We start from the raw sequence: 17,035 nt of genomic DNA on the forward strand, positions 1-17,035 counted from the left end.
TTCAGGCGCTCATACTCGGGGGATGAACGCGTACGAGCCTCCGGGCGCCGCCGACTACGACGCCGTCGTGCTCGCCGGAGGCGCTGCCCGGCGGCTCGGCGGAGCCGACAAGCCCGGCGTGCGCGTGGGTGGTCGTCCGTTGCTCGACCGGGTACTGGCCGCGTGCTCGGGTGCCGCCGTCACGGTCGTCGTGGCCGAGCCCAGACCGACCGCGCGCTCCGTGACCTGGGCCCGCGAGGACCCACCCGGCGGCGGCCCCCTCGCCGCTCTCGCCGCCGGCCTGCGGCACACCTCGGCGCAGTACGTCGTCGTACTCTCCGCCGACCTGCCGTTCCTCGCCGGGACGACGGTCCGGCGCCTGGTGGCGGGGCTTCGGGCGGACGCTTCCGGGGAGGGCCTCTCCGGCCCCGGGAGTCGGCCGAACGACTCAGCGGTGGCCGTGCAAGGCTCCGGCCCACCGCGCCCGCGCACGGCTGCGCTTGAGACGGGCCCCGAGGGGGCTCCCGTCGGCCCTGACGGCGAATCGCCCCGCCCGGACGCCAAGCCCTCGCCCCCCACCCGCAACTCGCCCGACCCCGAAGGCGCCGCGCTCACCCGCCCCGACGGCGTCATGCTCACCGACCCCGACGGGCGGGACCAACCCCTCGTGGCCGCCTACCGTGTCGCCTCGCTGCGGCGTGAACTGGCGGTGCTCGTAGCCGAGTACGGCGGTCTGGACGGGCTGCCGCTTCGGCGGCTCACCGGGGCGCTCGATCTCACTCGTATCTCCGACCCGGTCGCGTCCTTCGACTGCGACACCTGGGACGACATCGCTGTCGCCCGGGCACGTATCAGGGAGCATGGGCACGTGTTGGATGAATGGATTTCCGCAGTCAAGGACGAACTGGGCATCGATCTGGACGTCGACACCGGCGTCCTGCTCGATCTGGCCCGTGATGCCGCGCACGGTGTGGCGCGGCCCGCGGCGCCGCTGACCACGTTCCTCGTGGGGTACGCGGCGGCGCAGGCGCGCGGAGGACCCGAAGCCGTGGCCGAGGCCGCCCGCAAGGCCGCGGCGCTGGCGCTGCGCTGGGCCGACGAGGACGCTCCCGACGCCAAGCCCGGCTCGGTGAGCGACGCCGAGCCCGGCCCCGTGACGGAGACCGAGCCCGGCACCGAGGCCGGAACCGGTCCCGGCGATCGGCCCGGCGCCGGATGACCGCGCCGCGTGCCCGGGCCGGCCGCGACGCCGACGAACTCGACGTGGAGGAGGCCCTCGCCTTGGTGAAGGACACGGGCGACCGAGGGCCGCGGGAGCCGGGGCCCGGTCCGCGGCACGACGCGCAGGACGCACAGGACCTCGACGTGGAGGAGGCCCTCGCCCTGGTGAGGGAGGCGGGCCCACGAGACCCCCTTCGGAACCCCGGCGCCGACATCCCCGCCCCCTCCTCTCAGGGCGCCCACCCCGGCAAGGGGGGTGCCCATCACAAAGCCACCCCGTGGCCCGAGGCCCGCGTCACCGCCGAGCGGGCCGCCCGCTCCGTACCGCGCCGGGCCCCCGTCTCCGTGCCCCTGGACGCCGCCCTCGGCCTCGTCCTCGCCGCTCCCCTCACCGCGCTCACCGACCTCCCCTCCTTCGACACCTCCGCCATGGACGGCTGGGCGGTCGCCGGGCCCGGCCCCTGGGACGTACGGGAGGAGGGGGCGCTCGCCGGCCACGCGCAGCCGCAGCCGCTCACCGACGGCGAGGCGATGCCGATCGCGACCGGCGCACGCATCCCGCAGGACACCACGTCCGTGCTGCGCAGCGAGCACGGGCAGACGGACGGCAGAGGCCGCCTGCACGCCACCCGGGAACCGGCCCACGGGCAGGACATCCGGCCGCGCGGCCAGGAGTGCCGCAGCGGCGACCGCCTGCTGCCCACCGCCACGGTGGTCACACCGGCGGTGCTCGGGCTCGCCGCGGCGGCCGGGTACGACACCGTCTCCGCCGTGCCGCGCCCGCGCGCCGAAGTCCTCGTACTGGGCGACGAGTTGCTGACCGCGGGACTGCCTCACGACGGGCTCATCCGGGACGCCCTCGGCCCCATGCTGCCGCCCTGGCTGCGGGCGCTCGGCGCCGAGGTCGTCGCCGTGCGCAGGCTGGGCGACGACGCCGAGGCACTGCACCGGGCGATCACCGGCTCCGGCGCGGATCTGATCGTCACGACCGGAGGCACCGCCGCCGGCCCCGTCGACCACGTCCACCCCACCCTGCGCCGCATCGGCGCCGAACTCCTCGTGGACGGCGTCAAGGTGCGCCCCGGCCACCCCATGCTCCTGGCCCGCACGAGGGACGATCAGCATCTCGTCGGCCTGCCCGGCAACCCGCTGGCCGCCGTCTCCGGGCTGCTCACGCTCGCCGAGCCCCTCCTGCGCACCCTGGCGGGCCGCGCGGCCCCGGAACCGTACACGCTGCCTCTCAAGGACGAGGTGCACGGGCATCCGTACGACACCCGGCTCATCCCCGTGGTGCTGCGCGCCGACGAGGCGGTGCCGCTGCACTTCAACGGCCCGGCCATGCTGCGCGGTATCGCCGCGGCGGACGCCCTCGCGGTCGTACCGCCGGGCGGCGCCCGTCCGGGTCAGGAGCTCGAACTGCTCGATCTGCCCTGGGCGATGGCCGGCATCGGGGAGTGTTTCACGTGAAACTTCCGGGCCGTGACGCGATCGCGCGTCAGCCGGACGAGCGTCTCGTGATCCACCATGTGACCCTCCCGAGAAAGGTGGTCGCCCGTCCGCTCCTGCAGGTCGGCAGGCGGTTGGCCATGGCCCTGCTGGTGCTGGTCGCGACCGCGTTCATCGTCTGGCTCGACGGGGACGGCTACAACGACAACTCCGACGGCGCCGTCGACCTGCTCGACGCCCTCTACTACGCGACGGTCACCCTCTCCACCACGGGATACGGCGACGTCACACCGGTCAGCGACGCGGCCCGGATCACCAACATCTTCGTCATCACACCGCTGCGCGTGCTGTTCCTGATCATCCTGGTCGGCACCACGCTGGAGGTCCTCACCGAACGCACCCGGGAGGAGTGGCGTCTGAACCGCTGGAGGGCGGCCTTGCGCGATCACACCATTGTCATCGGCTTCGGGACCAAGGGGCGTTCGGCCATCGAGACCGTCTGTGCGGCCTCAGCGGCGCCGCTGAGGAAGGACCAGGTCATCGTGGTCGACCCCGACGCGAAGGTGGTCGAGGCGGCGACCGCCGAGGGGTATGCCGGGGTCGTCGGGGACGCGACCCGCAGTGATGTGCTGGCACGGGCCGAGGTGCGCAACGCGCGGCAGATCATCATCGCGACGCAGCGCGACGACACCGCGGTGCTGGTCACCCTGACCGCGCGGCAGCTCAACCGAACGGCGAAGATCGTCGCGGCCGTGCGCGAGGAGGAGAACGCGCCGCTGCTGCGGCAGTCCGGCGCCGACGCTGTGATCACCAGCGCCAGCGCGGCCGGACGGCTGCTCGGCCTCTCCGTGCTCAGCCCCAGCGCGGGCATGGTCATGGAGGACCTCATCCAGCAGGGCAGCGGCCTGGACATCACCGAGAGGCCGGTCACCAAGGCCGAGGTGGGGCGCGGGGTGCGGGACACCGAGGACCTGGTGGTGAGCGTCGTACGAGGGCATCGGGTGCTCGGATACGACGATCCGGACCTCGGGACCCTGGAGCTGACGGACCGGCTGATCACGATCGTGCGGGTGACCGCGGCCAAACAGACGGCGCCCGACACCCGGCCGCTGCCCCGGGACTGAACCGGAGCAGCGGCAGGCGAGCGGGCTACTTGCGGTTGTAGAGCCGCATGGTGACCGGGCCGAAGACCGCCAGGAACAGCGCGGACCAGCCCAGTGACCAGGCGACCTCGGCGCCCGGCCAGTCGCCGCCCATCAGGCCGCGCACGGCGGACGACAGATGGGTGATCGGGCTGTTGTTGACGAAGGCCTGCAGCCAGCCCGGCATGGTCTTCGGTTCGACGAACACGTTGGACAGGAACGTGAGCGGGAAGATGACCATCATGCTGACCCCCATCACTGACTTCTCGGTGCGCAGCAGCAGGCCGAACATGGTCCAGATCCACGAGAACGCGAACGAGAAGACCAGCAGCACCGCGATTCCGGCGAGTACGCCGAGGACTCCGCCGTCGGGGCGGTAGCCCAGGATGATTCCGACGGTGAGCATGACCACGGACGCCATCGTGTAGCGCAGGGCGTCGCCGAGGAGATAGCCGACCATCGTCGACGGCCGCCAGATCGGCAGCGTACGGAAGCGGTCGAAGACGCCCTTCTCGATGTCGGTGTTGACCGAGACGCCCGTGTACATCGTGATCATCACGACCGACAGCACGAGGATGCCCGGCAGCAGGAACTGGATGTACTCCTTCGGCGAACCGGCCAGCGCACCGCCGAACAGGTACGTGTACATCAGCACCATCATGATCGGGAAGGCGGTGACGTCGAAGAGCTGTTCCGGTACGTGCTTGATCTTGAGGATCGCCCGCCAGCCGAAGGTCAGCGACGTCGACAGGGCGCTGGGCCGCGGCGGCCGTTCCTTGGACAGGAGCAGCGTGGCCAGCGACTCGGCGCTGACGGGGGCGAGGTCCTGGCTCTCGGTGGTCGTCGCGGTGCTCATGCCGCCGCCTCCTCGTCCTTGACGGGTTCGGTGTGATGGCCGGTGAGGGCGAGGAAGACCTCGTCCAGGCTGGGCTGGCCCAGCGAGAAGTTGTCGACGACGACGCCGGTGCGGGCCAGTTCGGCGAGCGCCCGCGCGGCCTGCTCCGCCGCCCCCTGGCCGTTGGTCCCGCCCGTGCCGACGCGGGCCGTCAGGGCCACCGGATCGGGCTCCAGCTGCACCTCGGCGTCCAGGGCCAGCCGCAGCACCTGCTCGGCCTCGGGGCGCTGGGCCGGGTCGCGCAGCCGCAGATGGACGGAACCGGCGCCGACGGACGCCTTCAGCTCGCCCTTGGTGCCCTCCGCGATCACCCGGCCCTTGTCGATGACGGCGATCCGGGACGCCAGCTGGTCGGCCTCGTCCAGGTACTGCGTGGTGAGCAGCACGGTCGTGCCCTGGGCGACCACCGCGCGCACGATGTCCCACACCTGGTTGCGGCTGCGCGGGTCGAGACCGGTCGTCGGCTCGTCGAGGAAGAGCAGGTCGGGCGTGTTGAGGATGGACGCGGCGATGTCGATACGGCGCCGCATACCGCCCGAGTAGTGCTTGATCTGCCTGCCCGCCGCTTCGGCCAGCCCGAACGCCTCCAGCAGCTGCGCCGAACGGAGCTGTGCGGCCCGCTTGCCGTACCCGAGGAGCCTGCCGAGCAGCACCAGGTTCTCGGTGCCGGTCAGGTCCTCGTCGACGGACGCGTACTGCCCGGTGAGGCTGACCCGGCCGCGCACATGGTCGGCCTCCCGTACGACGTCACGGCCGAAGACGTGTGCCTGGCCGCCGTCCGGGCGCAACAGCGTGGCCAGCATCTTGACGGTGGTGGTCTTGCCCGCGCCGTTGGGACCGAGGACCCCGTAGACCATGCCGGCGGGTACGGAGAGGTCGACGCCGTCGACGGCCCGGGTCTCGCCGAACGTCTTCACCAGCCCCGCGGTCTCGATCGCCGGGCCGGACGTCTGTGCGCTCATGTCGTGGGTCCTTCCGCGTCGTGCGCGTACTCGGTGTCGTCCACGGACTCGGTGTTCTCGGTGTGCTCGGCTGCGGAATCCGTGGACGCGGCTACCAGAGGGAAGACCGCCGCCGAGGCGTGAACTCATCGCTCGCGGCCCGGGGAATCGCAAGGACGCGCGCGGCCGCCGTACTCCACCGTGCCTCGGCCCGAAGGGCGCCCGCATCCGAATTACCGCGAGGAGTAGCGTCCCCCTCATGTACGCGATCACGATTCCTGAACCTGGTGGGCCCGAGGCGCTGGTGTGGGACGAGGTCCCGGACCCCGTGCCCGGCGAGGGCGAGGTCTTGGTCGAGGTGGTGGCCAGCGCCGTCAACCGCGCCGACCTGCTGCAGCGGCAGGGCTTCTACAACCCGCCCCCCGGCGCCTCCCCGTACCCCGGTCTCGAGTGCTCGGGCCGTATCACCGAGCTCGGTGCGAACGTCACCGGCTGGTCCGTCGGCGACGAGGTGTGCGCGCTGCTCGCGGGCGGCGGATACGCCGAGAAGGTCGCCGTCCCGGCCGGGCAGCTGCTGCCCGTGCCCGAGGGCCTCGACCTCAGGCAGGCGGCGGCGCTGCCCGAGGTGACGTGCACCGTGTGGTCGAACGTGTTCATGGTCAGCCATCTGCACCCCGGCGAGACCCTCCTCGTGCACGGCGGCTCCAGTGGCATCGGCACCATGGCGATCCAGCTCGCCAAGGCCGTCGGTGCGAAGGTCGCCGTCACGGCGGGCACCAAGGAGAAGCTCGACTTCTGCTCCGAGCTCGGCGCGGACATCCTGATCAACTACCGCGAGCAGGACTTCGTCGAGGAGATCGAGCGGGTCACGGACGGCGCGGGCGCGGACGTCATCCTCGACAACATGGGCGCCAAGTACCTGGACCGCAACGTGCGGGCCCTCGCGGTCAACGGACGCCTCGCGATCATCGGCATGCAGGGCGGCATCAAGGGCGAGCTGAACATCGCGACGCTCCTGGGCAAGCGCGCCGCGATCAGCGCGACCTCGCTGCGCGCCCGGCCGCTCGGCGAGAAGACGGCCATCGTGGCGGCCGTACGCGAGCACGTGTGGCCGCTGATCGCGGCCGGTCGCGTACGGCCGGTCGTCGACCGCGAGCTGCCGATGAGCGACGCGGCGGCGGCCCACCGGGTGCTGGAGGAGAGCGGCAACATCGGGAAGGTGCTGCTCGTCGCGCCGTAGCGCGGCGGACCGCCTCAGCCGCGCCGCACGCGCAGCGCCACGAAGGCCAGCCCGAGGCCCAGGCCGACGAGGATCAGCCCGCTGCCGAGGGACACGATCCGCAGGACGGGTTCCTCGGCGGGCACGGGCGGCACGACGCTCTGCCGGACGGGGATCGCGGCGTTCTGCGACGGCACGGGCGTGACAGTGGCCTCCGGGCTGGCCTCCTGGCCGGTCTCCTGGTCCTCCTGGTCCGCGATCCCGTCGTCGTCCTCGTCCACCCCGTCCTCGTCCACCCCGTCCTCGTCCTCGTCCCGCGCCACCGGGTCCTCGCGGCCGGGCCGTTCGCGGCCCTCTCCCGGGAGGCTTCCGGCCCGGGAAGCGGCGGGGGCGGGGGCGGGCGCGGCGGCGTGCGCGGTGTACGGGGCGTACGCGGTGGGGACGGCGCCGGTGGCCAGGACCAGCAGCAGCCCGGTCACGCGCAGGGCGCGAAGCCATGGAGTCACGCCGGTGACCTCCTCCCGGTGCGATGCAGAAGGCGGATGCGCGAGGACGGATGCGCGAGGACGGTGTGCCGACATCGGACGGTTCGCCGAGATCACCGAGATCGGCGGGACCAGCCTCACACGGCCCCCCGCCTCCGGCATCTCGGCAGCTTCCCCCCGGCGCCCCTTGGCGTGCCCCGGGCCGCCCGCTAGAGATACCGGGTATGTCGATACGCCACGGTCTGCTGACGCTCCTGGAGCGCGGCCCCCGCTACGGTGCGCGGCTGCGGAGCGAGTTCGAGTCGCGCACCGGATCCACCTGGCCGCTGAACGTCGGCCAGGTCTACACGACGCTCGGCCGTCTGGAACGGGACGGCCTGATCGCCCAGCAGGGCGCGGACCGGGCGGGACACGTCCTGTACGCCCTGACCGAGGCCGGCCGCACCGAGCTGCGGGCCTGGTTCGCGCGGCCCGTGGAGCGCATGAGCCCGCCGCGCGACGAACTGGCCATCAAGCTGGCGATGGCGGTCGGGGCGCCCGGCGTCGACGTCCGCGAAGTGGTGGAGGTCCAGCGCCACCATCTGACGGAGGCGATGCGGACGTACGCCCGGCTGCGGGCCCGCGCGCTGGCCCCGGCGCCGCGGCACCGTGACGAGGTGGCCGCTCTGCTCGTCGTCGAGCGGCTGATCTTCCGTGCGGAGGCCGAGGTCCGCTGGCTCGACCACTGCGAGGCGCTGCTGCTGCGGCTCGCCCGGGCCGCCGCGACCGAGCCGCCGCCGGTCGGGGGCCGGCCGTGAGGCCGTACGGACGCAAGCAGCCGCGTCGTAAACGGTGGATCAGGCTCCGGAGGGGGCACCACCGTGGTGTGGACTACGCGTGCGAGAGAATGGCTGCATGGAGATGCCGAGGAACGAACGGTCGCCGGAGAACCCCCAGATTCTGGTTGTGGGCCAGGACGGAATGGCCATCGGTGGCGGAGGCGACGAGGACTCCCGCGAGGTTCCGGTGACGGAGATGGTGGAGCAACCGGCGAAGGTCATGCGGATCGGAAGCATGATCAAGCAGTTGCTGGAGGAGGTCCGTGTGGCTCCTCTGGACGAGGCGAGCCGGGTCCGGCTCAAGGAGATCCACGCCAGCTCGGTGAAGGAGCTGGAGGACGGCCTGGCCCCCGATCTCGTCGAGGAGCTGGAGCGGCTCTCCCTGCCCTTCACGGACGAGCAAATCCCCAGTGACGCGGAACTGCGCATCGCGCAGGCCCAGTTGGTGGGCTGGCTGGAGGGACTCTTCCACGGGATCCAGACGACCCTGTTCGCCCAGCAGATGGCGGCCCGGGCCCAGTTGGAGCAGATGCGCCGCGCCCTGCCGCCGGGTGTCGGCGACGAGCATGGCGACGACCCGCGCGCGGGTGGCCGCTCGGGTGGGCCCTACTTGTAGGCCTGACTCGTAGGTCTGACTTGCAGGCCTGTAGCGGCAGTACGTATGGGTGGGGCCCGGCACGAAAAGTGCCGGGCCCCACCCATACGCCGCTGCGCGTGGCCGATCAGGCCCAGGTGATCAGCCGCTTGGGCTGCTCCAGGATCGCCGCCACGTCGGCGAGGACCTTGGAACCCAGCTCGCCGTCGACCAGGCGGTGGTCGAAGCTCAGCGCCAGTGTCGTCACCTGGCGCGGCTTGACCTTGCCCTTGTGGACCCACGGCTGGAGCTTGATCGCACCGACCGCGAGGATCGCGGACTCGCCGGGGTTGAGGATCGGCGTGCCCGTGTCCACGCCGAAGACGCCGACGTTCGTGATCGTGACCGTGCCGCCCTGCATCGCCGCCGGGGAGGTCTTCCCCTCGCGGGCCGTCGACACCAGCTCGCCGAGCGCCTGCGCCAGCTGCGGCAGCGTCTTGTCGTGGGCGTCCTTGATGTTCGGGACGATCAGGCCGCGCGGGGTGGCCGCGGCGATGCCCAGGTTCACGTAGTGCTTGAGCACGATCTCCTGGTTGGCCTCGTCCCACGACGCGTTGACGTCGGGGTTGCGCTTGATCGCGACCAGCAGGGCCTTGGCGATGAGCAGCAGCGGGTTCACCCGCAGCCCCTGCATCTCCTTGTCCTGCCTCAGCTCCTCGACGAGCTTCATCGTGCGCGTCACGTCGATCGTCACGAACTCCGTGACGTGCGGCGCGGTGAACGCCGAGCCGACCATCGCCTGGGCGGTCATCTTGCGGACGCCCTTGACCGGGACACGGGTCTCACGGGCGCCGTCGTACGTGCTGACGGGCGCGGGTGCCGGGGCGGGAGCCGCCGGGGTCTCCACGACCGTCGGCTGCGGCGCCGGGGGCGCCACCGCCGCGTGCACGTCCTCGCGCGTGATGATGCCGTCCGGCCCGGACGGCGTGACCGTGGCGAGGTCGACCCCGAGGTCCTTGGCCAGCTTGCGCACCGGCGGCTTGGCGAGGGGGCGGGAGGCGGCGGGCGCGGAGTGCCCGTTCATCTCGGCCTGGATCGCGCTCGCCGCGTAGTACGTGCCCGCCGGGGCCTCGGGCTCCGGCTTCTGGGCCGGGACCTCGGCTCCCTTGCGGGGGCGGCGCTTCGTGGAGGACTCGGCGACCCCGTACCCCACGAGCACCGGTGTGCGGCCCTGGGGCTTGGCCTCTTCGGCGGGCGTCTCCTGGACGGGAGCCTCTTGAGCGGGAGCGTCGGCGGCAGGCGCCACCGCACCCCCGCCCACGTTCACCGCGATGATCGACGTGCCCACGTCGACCGTGGTGCCCTCGGGGAAGCGCAGCTCGTGGACGACCCCGTTGTACGGGATGGGCAGCTCGACGGCGGCCTTGGCCGTCTCGACCTCGCACACCACCTGCCCGTCCGTGACGGTGTCGCCGGGCTGGACGTACCACTTGAGGATCTCCGCCTCGGTGAGTCCCTCGCCCACGTCGGGCATCTTGAACTCGCGGAGCCCCGACGCGTTCTCAGTCATCGTCGTCACGACCCTCTCCTCAGTACGCAAGCGAGCGGTCGACGGCGTCGAGCACCCGGTCCAGGCCCGGAAGATACTCGTCCTCCAGGCGCGCCGGCGGATACGGGGCGTGATAGCCGCCGACCCGCAGTACGGGCGCCTCCAGGTGGTAGAAGCACCGCTCCGTGATGCGGGCGGCGATCTCCGCGCCCGTACCCAGGAAGACCGGGGCCTCGTGCACCACGACCAGCCGGCGGGTCTTCTCGACCGAGGCCTGGACGGAGTCGAAGTCGATGGGGGACATCGAGCGCAGGTCCAGGACCTCCAGCGACTTGCCCTCCTCCTGGGCGGCGGCGGCGGCCTCCAGGCAGACCTTCACCATCGGGCCGTACGCGGCGAGCGTCAGGTCGGAGCCCTCGCGGACCACGCGCGCGGTGTGCAGCGGGCCGGGGATCGCCTCCGTGTTGACCTCGGCCTTGTCCCAGTAGCGCCGCTTCGGCTCGAAGAAGATCACCGGGTCGTCGCTCTGGATGGCCTGCTGCATCATCCAGTACGCGTCGGAGGCGTTCGAGGGGGAGACCACCTTGAGGCCCGCCACGTGCGCGAAGAGCGCCTCGGGCGACTCGGAGTGGTGCTCGACGGCGCCGATGCCGCCGCCGTACGGAATGCGGATGACGACGGGGAGCTTGATCTTGCCGAGCGCCCGCGCGTGCATCTTCGCGAGCTGCGTGACGATCTGGTCGTAGGCCGGGAAGACGAAGCCGTCGAACTGGATCTCCACCACCGGGCGGTAGCCGCGCAGGGCGAGGCCGATCGCGGTGCCGACGATGCCCGACTCGGCGAGCGGGGTGTCGATGACCCGGTCCTCGCCGAAGTCCTTCTGGAGGCCGTCGGTGACGCGGAAGACGCCGCCGAGCTTGCCGACGTCCTCGCCCATGATCAGGACCTTGGGGTCGGTGTCGAGGGCCGTGCGCAGCGACTCGTTGATCGCCTTGGCCAGCGCCATCTTTTCTGCTGCCATCGCTACTTGCCCTCCTCTTCGGCCGCGAACGACGCCTGGTAGGCGGCGAACTGGGCGCGCTCCTCGTCGACGAGCGCGTGCCCGTCCGCGTACGCGTTCTCGAAGATGGCGAAGTGGTCCGGGTCCGGCATGGCACGCACCACTTCACGCACTCGTTTGCCCAACGCCTCGCTCTCGGCTTCGAGTTCCGCGAAATATCCCTCGTCCGCGTGGTTTGCGGCCTCGAGATAGGTGCGCAGACGCAGGATCGGGTCCTTCGCCTCCCACGCCTCGCGCTCCTCGTCGGCCCGGTACTTGCTCGGGTCGTCGGAGGTGGTGTGCGCGCCCATGCGGTAGGTGTACGCCTCCACGAGGGTGGGGCCCTCGCCGCGGCGGGCCCGCTCAAGGGCCCACTTGGTGACGGCGAGGCAGGCGAGGACGTCGTTGCCGTCGACGCGGACGCCCGGGAAGCCGAAGCCCTGCGCGCGCTGGTAGAGCGGGACGCGGGTCTGCTTCTCGGTCGGCTCGGAGATGGCCCACTGGTTGTTCTGGCAGAAGAACACCACGGGGGCGTTGTAGACCGCGGAGAAGGTGAATGATTCGGCGACGTCGCCCTGGCTGGAGGCGCCGTCCCCGAAGTACGCGATCACGGCCGAGTCCGCGCCGTCCTTGGCGATGCCCATGGCGTAGCCGGTGGCGTGCAGCGTCTGCGAGCCGATGACGATCGTGTAGAGGTGGAAGTTGTTGCTGTTGGGGTCCCAGCCGCCGTTGTTCACGCCGCGGAACATGCCGAGCAGGTTGGTCGGGTCGACCCCGCGGCACCAGGCGACGCCGTGCTCGCGGTAGGTCGGGAAGACGTAGTCGTCCTCGCGGGTGGCGCGGCCGGAGCCGATCTGGGCGGCCTCCTGGCCGAGCAGCGACGCCCACAGGCCCAGCTCGCCCTGGCGCTGCAGGGAGGTGGCCTCGGCGTCGAAGCGGCGGGTCAGGACCATGTCCCGGTACAGACCGCGCAGCTCGTCGGGGGTGATGTCGGCGACGTACGGGTCGTACGTGGCGTCCTCGACCCGGGTGCCTTCCGGGGTCAGCAGTTGTACGAGTTCGGGCTCGGAGCCCGGTGTGCTCGGCGACTTCTTGGCGGCGGCGCGCTTGGCAGCGGCGCCTGCGGCGCTCTTCGTACCGGCGCTGCGTCGCGGCTTGCGCGCGGCAGTGCTCTCCACGGTCACGTGTGCTCCTCCGTCGGTCCGGTCCCCGGGGTTGCCGGTGGGCCAGTGCGGCTCGCCTGTTTCCGATATCCGTGCACGGGGTGGGTGCACTCGGCCGGGAACAGGCGTGACAGGTGCCCCGGCGAGCGCCCTGCAACCTTCACGTTACCCAGTGCTCCACAATTCTGTGAAACCCCTCCTGACCTGCGTTTTTGCTTGGATTTCCAAGTACTTTTACTAGGGTTTCCAAGTATCTTGCGCCGGTCGGGAACAGTTGCTGGTCACAGCACTGGTTACAGCCTTGCAGGGGGCCGGAACACCGGCACGTTATCCCGGCCACCCCGGGCATTGGAAGAGTTCCCCTGGGGCGGGGTTTCGACCACTGTGTGAGACTGACCCCGTGCGCGAAGACGGAAAAATCACTGTATTTCTCCTCGACGACCATGAGGTCGTCCGGCGCGGCGTCCATGAGCTGCTCTCGGTGGAGGACGACATCGAGGTGGTCGGAGAGGCTGGTACGGCGGCAGACGCGCTGGCGCGAATTCCGGCCACCCGCCCGGACGTGGCGGTGCTGGACGTACGGCTCCCGGACGGCAGCGGCGTCGAGGTGTGCCGTGAGATCCGCTCCCGGGACGAGAGCGTCAAGTGTTTGATGCTGACCTCGTTCGCCGACGATGAGGCTCTCTTCGACGCGATCATGGCGGGCGCCTCGGGCTACGTCCTGAAGGCCATCCGCGGCGCCGAACTGCTCTCGGCGGTCCGGGACGTCGCCGCCGGGAGGTCCCTGCTCGATCCGGTGGCCACTGCCCGCGTTCTGGAGCGGTTGCGTGCCGGCGGCCGCTCCAAGGACGACGACGGGCTCTCGCACCTCACCGATCAGGAGCGCAGGATCCTCGACCTGATCGGCGAGGGGCTCACCAACCGCGTGATCGGCGAGCGGCTGCACCTGGCCGAGAAAACGATCAAGAATTATGTATCGAGTCTGCTTTCCAAACTGGGGATGGAGCGCCGTTCCCAGGCGGCTGCGTATGTGGCCCGTCGGCAGGCGGAGAAGGAGCGTCGCTGATCGGAGCCGTCGGTTCATTCGTCGGCTCGTTCTGGGGCTCGTCAGCCGTCTCGTCCTGCTGTTCGTTCTTCTTGCCCTTCTGGTCGCTCGCCGTATCGTCCGCCGCCTCATGCGTCGTTTCGTGCGTCGGCTCATTCGGGCGTCGTGAATTACTCGGGACTTAAGGCCTCCCTTTCGGGGGCAAGTTCCTCTTTTTCGCCCGGCCCGGGTGGCGCAGATTGGTCGCATGCCCACCGACGAACAGCTCGCCGCGGAACTGCTCAGGCGCACCGACCACGGACGGGTGGCCACCAGCATGCGCGCGCTGCCCTTCCTCGCGTTCGCCCGCCACATCGCCGTGGACGGCGGCATCCTGCTGCGCATGCACCGGGGTCTGGGCTACCACCAGGCGTGCGTCGGCAGCGTCGTCGCCTACGGCTCCGACAACCTGAGTTCCGCCCGGCCCGGCGAAGGGCTGTGGATCGTCCAGGTCGTGGGCCGGTGCGACAGCGTCGAGCCGTCCGCCGAGGAGCTCGCCCGTTTCGGCCCCGCTCCGCGCGTCGTGGACGGCGAGCCCTACGACCCGGTCTATCTGCGCATCGAGCCGGAGCTCGCCACCGTGCACTCCACCGACGGCGCCCTTGAGTACTCGATCACTCACAGCTCGTAATCCGGCGGGAGTGGGGTGCCCTACCATCTGGCGCGTGCCGCGCTCATCTGTACCACCGCCCGTGCCCCATGTACCACCTCCCGCACTCCGCGTACGACTCCCTGTGCGCCTCGTACCACCCCCTGTGACCCACACGCCCCCGCTGGGCGCCCTTCTCAAGCAGTACGCCGCCGGGTCCGCGCTGACCTGCGAACCCGTCGACCAGGGGCTGCTGAACCGCGGCTACCGGGTCGCCACCACCCGCGGCCGGTACTTCCTCAAGCACCACTTCGACCCCGAGACCGCCGACCCCGCAGCCATCGCCCACCAGCACCGGGCCACCCAGCGCCTCGCCGACCTGGGCGTTCCCGTCGCGCCACCGCTGACTGGCACCGACGGGCGCACAGTCGCCGTCATCGGGGGCCACGCCTACGCCCTGCACCCCTGGATCGACGGCCGGCACCGGCACGGCGGACAGCTCACGGCAGCGCAGTGCACGCGGCTGGGGGCGCTCCTGGGCGTCGTGCACGCCAGCCTGGAGCGCGTCATGCCGGCGCAGGGGCGCGCGCCCGAGCGGAAGCGTGCGCCCGCGCATCCGCCGGAAGGCGCCGACCCCACCGACACCTTCGCGCTCATCGACGACCTGCTGGCCCAGGTGCGCCGCCACCGCCCCTGCGACGTCTTCGACGAACTGGCCCGCCACCGGCTCCTGGAACGGCGCGCGCTGCTGGAACGGCACGTGGACCGTCGGCCCCCGCAGGGCGGCTCGGAGGGCTGGGTGCACGGCGACTTCCACCCGTTCAACCTGCTCTACCGCGACGGCGAGCCGGCCGCGATCGTCGACTGGGACCGGCTCGGCGTGCAGCCCCGCGCCGAGGAGGCGGTACGCGCCGCGGTCATCTTCTTCGTCCGCCCCGCCGGCACGCTCGACCTGGCGAAAGTACGGGCCTACGCGCGCGCGTACCGGCGCACCGCGGGCGCGGGACCCGCCGAACTCGCGGCGGCCGTGCACCGCGTCTGGTGGGAGCGCCTCAACGACTTCTGGATACTGCGCTGGCACTACGAGCGCGGAGACACCCGAGCCGATCCGCAGTTCCCCGCGGCGTCGGCGCTGGTGGTGTGGTGGACGCGCGAGTACGAGGCGGTGTGCGAGGCGTTCGCCGGCTGAGCGGGCGAAGGCGGCGGAGACGAAAAACGGGGCCCACGCGCGCGTGGACCCCGCTTTCACTTCTCCGCTCGGTGAGCCGACGCGTCAGCCGCCGGTCACTCCCTCCGTCGTGCCGCCGGGGTCCGTGCCGCCGTCCGCCGGATCCGACGGCGTGACCGGGTCCTCGGAAGGCGTCGGGTCGTCCGTCGGCGGCGGAGTGGTCGCCGTCGACTTCGTCGGCTCGCTCGACGGCGTCGTGGGATCCGTCGAGGGCTCGTTGCTGTAGCTCTGGGTCGGGGTGGAGGACGGCGACGAGTAGTCCGAGCTGTTGCCCGTGCTGGTGCCGGACTCCGTGGAGTCGTCGCTCGGCTCGTCGGTCGGAGCCTTGGAGGACTCCTTGTCCTTGCTGGACTGCGAGGTGGACGGTGACGGCGACGTGCCCGTGTCCCCGTCCTTCTTGTTGCCGGTGTTGTTCAGCGCGAGCGCGACACCCGCTGCGATGGCGATCACCGCGAGGACCGCGAGGATCCACAGCTTGCCGCGGCCGCCGCCCTTGTTGCCGTGCCCCTCGAAACCGCCGTCGTCCCCGCCGCCGTAGCCCGTGGGCAGGATCGGCTGCGGGATCTGCGTGGTGCCGGACTCGCCGGGGTGCGGCAGCGCGGATGTGCCGGCGAAGCCCGCCGCCGGGGTGTTGCGGCCCTCGTGCATCGCCACGGGCCCGGTGTTCCAGGTGCCGGTGTGGCCGCCCTGGTCGTACAGCATCTGCAGCCCGTACTGGACGAGGCCGCGCATCTCCTCGGCGGTCTGGAAGCGGTCGTCCGGCTCCTTGGCCAGCGAGCGCATGACGAGGCCGTCGAGCTCCGGCGGGGACACGCCGTCCGAGGTCTGGGACGGCGGCACCGGCATGTCCTGGACGTGCTGGTAGACCACCGACAGCGGTGTCTCGCCGGTGAACGGGGGCCGCAGCGCGAGGAGTTCGTAGAGCAGGCAGCCCGTCGCGTACAGGTCGGAGCGGTGGTCGACGGCCTTGCCGAGCGCTTGCTCCGGGGAGAGGTACTGCGGCGTGCCCATGACCATGCCGGTCTGCGTCATCGTGGACTGCGCGCCGTGCAGGGCGCGCGCGATGCCGAAGTCCATCACCTTGACCGCGCCGGTCTGCGTGATGATCACGTTCGCGGGCTTGATGTCGCGGTGCACGATGCCGTGCTGGTGGGAGTAGGCGAGCGCCTCCAGGACCCCGGAGACGATGATCAGCGCCTGCTCGGGCCCGGGGGCCTCGGCATTGAGCAGCAGGTCGCGGATCGTCCGGCCCTCGACGAGCTCCATCACGATGTACGGGACGACTCCGTGGCCGACCACGTCCTCGCCGGAGTCGTACACGGCGACGACCGCGTGGTGGTTGAGTCCGGCCACCGACTGGGCCTCGCGCGTGAAGCGGGCCTTGGAGACCGGGTCCTCGGCGAGGTCGGAGCGGAGCAGTTTGACCGCGACGGTGCGGCCGAGACGTACGTCCTCGGCGGCGAACACCTCGGCCATGCCGCCCCGGCCGAGTCTGTGGGTGAGCCGATACCGGCCGTCCCCGACCAGTCCGCCGTTACCCCACATCTCCGGCGCATCTGACATACCGCCGCCAGTCGCCTCGGGGTCGGACGGGCCCTGAGCGCGCTGCTGCTGTGCCATCAGTCCTCGCCGTCGTTTCTGCCCGCGGTCTGCGCGGTGGTTG

The 17,035-nt window shown here is 71.4% G+C and carries 16 protein-coding genes; 9 read left to right on the forward strand and 7 right to left on the reverse strand.

Features of this window, described 5'->3' with window-relative positions:
- Positions 1-22: 22 nt before the first annotated feature.
- The 3 genes from ABZS97_RS06510 to ABZS97_RS06520 are packed head-to-tail and all read left to right on the forward strand — an operon-like array spanning position 23 to position 3,770.
- Positions 23-1,198: an NTP transferase domain-containing protein gene (locus ABZS97_RS06510; protein WP_356134245.1), complete on the forward strand. Its 1,176-nt coding sequence runs from the start codon at positions 23-25 to the stop codon at positions 1,196-1,198.
- Complete coding sequence (locus tag ABZS97_RS06515) at positions 1,195-2,667, forward strand: molybdopterin molybdotransferase MoeA (RefSeq protein ID WP_356134247.1); 1,473 nt, start codon at positions 1,195-1,197, stop codon at positions 2,665-2,667. The genes ABZS97_RS06510 and ABZS97_RS06515 overlap by 4 nt, the downstream gene beginning before the upstream one ends.
- Complete coding sequence (locus ABZS97_RS06520) at positions 2,664-3,770, forward strand: potassium channel family protein (RefSeq protein ID WP_356134249.1); 1,107 nt, start codon at positions 2,664-2,666, stop codon at positions 3,768-3,770. The genes ABZS97_RS06515 and ABZS97_RS06520 overlap by 4 nt, the downstream gene beginning before the upstream one ends.
- 25 nt (positions 3,771-3,795) lie before the next feature.
- On the opposite strand, the gene ABZS97_RS06525 is transcribed toward ABZS97_RS06520, so the two are convergent.
- Both ABZS97_RS06525 and ABZS97_RS06530 read right to left on the reverse strand, forming a co-directional pair.
- On the reverse strand, positions 3,796-4,644 hold the full coding sequence (locus ABZS97_RS06525) for an ABC transporter permease (RefSeq protein WP_356134251.1): 849 nt from the start codon (positions 4,642-4,644) through the stop codon (positions 3,796-3,798).
- Entirely contained in the window at positions 4,641-5,645 is a 1,005-nt protein-coding gene (locus tag ABZS97_RS06530; RefSeq protein ID WP_356134254.1) for an ATP-binding cassette domain-containing protein, read from the reverse strand. The genes ABZS97_RS06525 and ABZS97_RS06530 overlap by 4 nt, the downstream gene beginning before the upstream one ends.
- Before the next feature lie 238 nt (positions 5,646-5,883).
- On the opposite strand from ABZS97_RS06530, the gene ABZS97_RS06535 reads away from it, so the two are divergent.
- The gene (locus tag ABZS97_RS06535) at positions 5,884-6,864 is read left to right on the forward strand and encodes an NAD(P)H-quinone oxidoreductase (protein ID WP_356134256.1); all 981 of its coding nucleotides are present in this window, start codon (positions 5,884-5,886) and stop codon (positions 6,862-6,864) included.
- A gap of 14 nt (positions 6,865-6,878) precedes the next feature.
- Here the strand turns inward: ABZS97_RS06535 and ABZS97_RS06540 are convergent, their stop codons facing one another.
- Positions 6,879-7,349: a hypothetical protein gene (locus tag ABZS97_RS06540; RefSeq protein ID WP_356134258.1), complete on the reverse strand. Its 471-nt coding sequence runs from the start codon at positions 7,347-7,349 to the stop codon at positions 6,879-6,881.
- Positions 7,350-7,552: 203 nt separating this feature from the next.
- Between ABZS97_RS06540 and ABZS97_RS06545 the strand changes: the two genes are divergently transcribed.
- The gene (locus ABZS97_RS06545) at positions 7,553-8,125 is read left to right on the forward strand and encodes a PadR family transcriptional regulator (protein ID WP_356134260.1); all 573 of its coding nucleotides are present in this window, start codon (positions 7,553-7,555) and stop codon (positions 8,123-8,125) included.
- Positions 8,126-8,222: 97 nt separating this feature from the next.
- A complete protein-coding gene (locus ABZS97_RS06550) occupies positions 8,223-8,762 on the forward strand; it encodes a bacterial proteasome activator family protein (protein WP_356134262.1) in 540 nt (179 codons plus the stop codon).
- 106 nt (positions 8,763-8,868) lie between these two features.
- Here the strand turns inward: ABZS97_RS06550 and ABZS97_RS06555 are convergent, their stop codons facing one another.
- From ABZS97_RS06555 to pdhA, 3 genes are read right to left on the reverse strand one after another with little or no spacing between them, the layout of a single operon-like run.
- Positions 8,869-10,299 (reverse strand): dihydrolipoamide acetyltransferase family protein, encoded by a 1,431-nt coding sequence (locus ABZS97_RS06555; protein ID WP_356134264.1) that lies wholly within the window; start codon positions 10,297-10,299, stop codon positions 8,869-8,871.
- Positions 10,300-10,309: 10 nt separating this feature from the next.
- Positions 10,310-11,290, reverse strand: a complete 981-nt coding sequence (locus ABZS97_RS06560; RefSeq protein ID WP_356134267.1) for an alpha-ketoacid dehydrogenase subunit beta — start codon at positions 11,288-11,290, stop codon at positions 10,310-10,312.
- A gap of 2 nt (positions 11,291-11,292) precedes the next feature.
- The gene (gene pdhA, locus ABZS97_RS06565; RefSeq protein WP_356134269.1) at positions 11,293-12,492 is read right to left on the reverse strand and encodes a pyruvate dehydrogenase (acetyl-transferring) E1 component subunit alpha; all 1,200 of its coding nucleotides are present in this window, start codon (positions 12,490-12,492) and stop codon (positions 11,293-11,295) included.
- A 379-nt stretch (positions 12,493-12,871) separates the two neighbouring features.
- Here pdhA and ABZS97_RS06570 point away from each other — a divergent pair, with 379 nt between their 5' ends.
- From ABZS97_RS06570 to ABZS97_RS06580, 3 genes are all read left to right on the forward strand, one after another.
- The gene (locus ABZS97_RS06570) at positions 12,872-13,537 is read left to right on the forward strand and encodes a response regulator transcription factor (protein WP_356134271.1); all 666 of its coding nucleotides are present in this window, start codon (positions 12,872-12,874) and stop codon (positions 13,535-13,537) included.
- Between the two features lie 226 nt (positions 13,538-13,763).
- Complete coding sequence (locus ABZS97_RS06575) at positions 13,764-14,186, forward strand: pyridoxamine 5'-phosphate oxidase family protein (RefSeq protein WP_356134274.1); 423 nt, start codon at positions 13,764-13,766, stop codon at positions 14,184-14,186.
- Positions 14,187-14,310: 124 nt separating this feature from the next.
- Positions 14,311-15,333 (forward strand): phosphotransferase, encoded by a 1,023-nt coding sequence (locus ABZS97_RS06580; RefSeq protein WP_356134276.1) that lies wholly within the window; start codon positions 14,311-14,313, stop codon positions 15,331-15,333.
- A gap of 84 nt (positions 15,334-15,417) precedes the next feature.
- Here ABZS97_RS06580 and ABZS97_RS06585 read toward each other — a convergent pair whose 3' ends face one another.
- Positions 15,418-16,992, reverse strand: a complete 1,575-nt coding sequence (locus ABZS97_RS06585; protein ID WP_356134279.1) for a protein kinase — start codon at positions 16,990-16,992, stop codon at positions 15,418-15,420.
- Positions 16,993-17,035: the final 43 nt, after the last annotated feature.

Origin of the sequence: Streptomyces sp. NPDC005485 (assembly GCF_040606085.1) — a bacterium.
GTDB lineage: Bacteria > Actinomycetota > Actinomycetes > Streptomycetales > Streptomycetaceae > Streptomyces.

Coding starts and splice junctions, on each gene's coding strand:
- ABZS97_RS06515 (WP_356134247.1), top strand. CDS start 1,195: ATGACCGCGCCGCGTGCCCGGGCCGGCCGCGACGCCGACGAACTCGAC.
- ABZS97_RS06550 (WP_356134262.1), top strand. CDS start 8,223: ATGGAGATGCCGAGGAACGAACGGTCGCCGGAGAACCCCCAGATTCTG.
- ABZS97_RS06585 (WP_356134279.1), bottom strand. CDS start 16,992: ATGGCACAGCAGCAGCGCGCTCAGGGCCCGTCCGACCCCGAGGCGACT.
- ABZS97_RS06525 (WP_356134251.1), bottom strand. CDS start 4,644: ATGAGCACCGCGACGACCACCGAGAGCCAGGACCTCGCCCCCGTCAGC.
- ABZS97_RS06530 (WP_356134254.1), bottom strand. CDS start 5,645: ATGAGCGCACAGACGTCCGGCCCGGCGATCGAGACCGCGGGGCTGGTG.
- ABZS97_RS06575 (WP_356134274.1), top strand. CDS start 13,764: ATGCCCACCGACGAACAGCTCGCCGCGGAACTGCTCAGGCGCACCGAC.
- ABZS97_RS06535 (WP_356134256.1), top strand. CDS start 5,884: ATGTACGCGATCACGATTCCTGAACCTGGTGGGCCCGAGGCGCTGGTG.
- ABZS97_RS06560 (WP_356134267.1), bottom strand. CDS start 11,290: ATGGCAGCAGAAAAGATGGCGCTGGCCAAGGCGATCAACGAGTCGCTG.
- ABZS97_RS06510 (WP_356134245.1), top strand. CDS start 23: ATGAACGCGTACGAGCCTCCGGGCGCCGCCGACTACGACGCCGTCGTG.
- ABZS97_RS06545 (WP_356134260.1), top strand. CDS start 7,553: ATGTCGATACGCCACGGTCTGCTGACGCTCCTGGAGCGCGGCCCCCGC.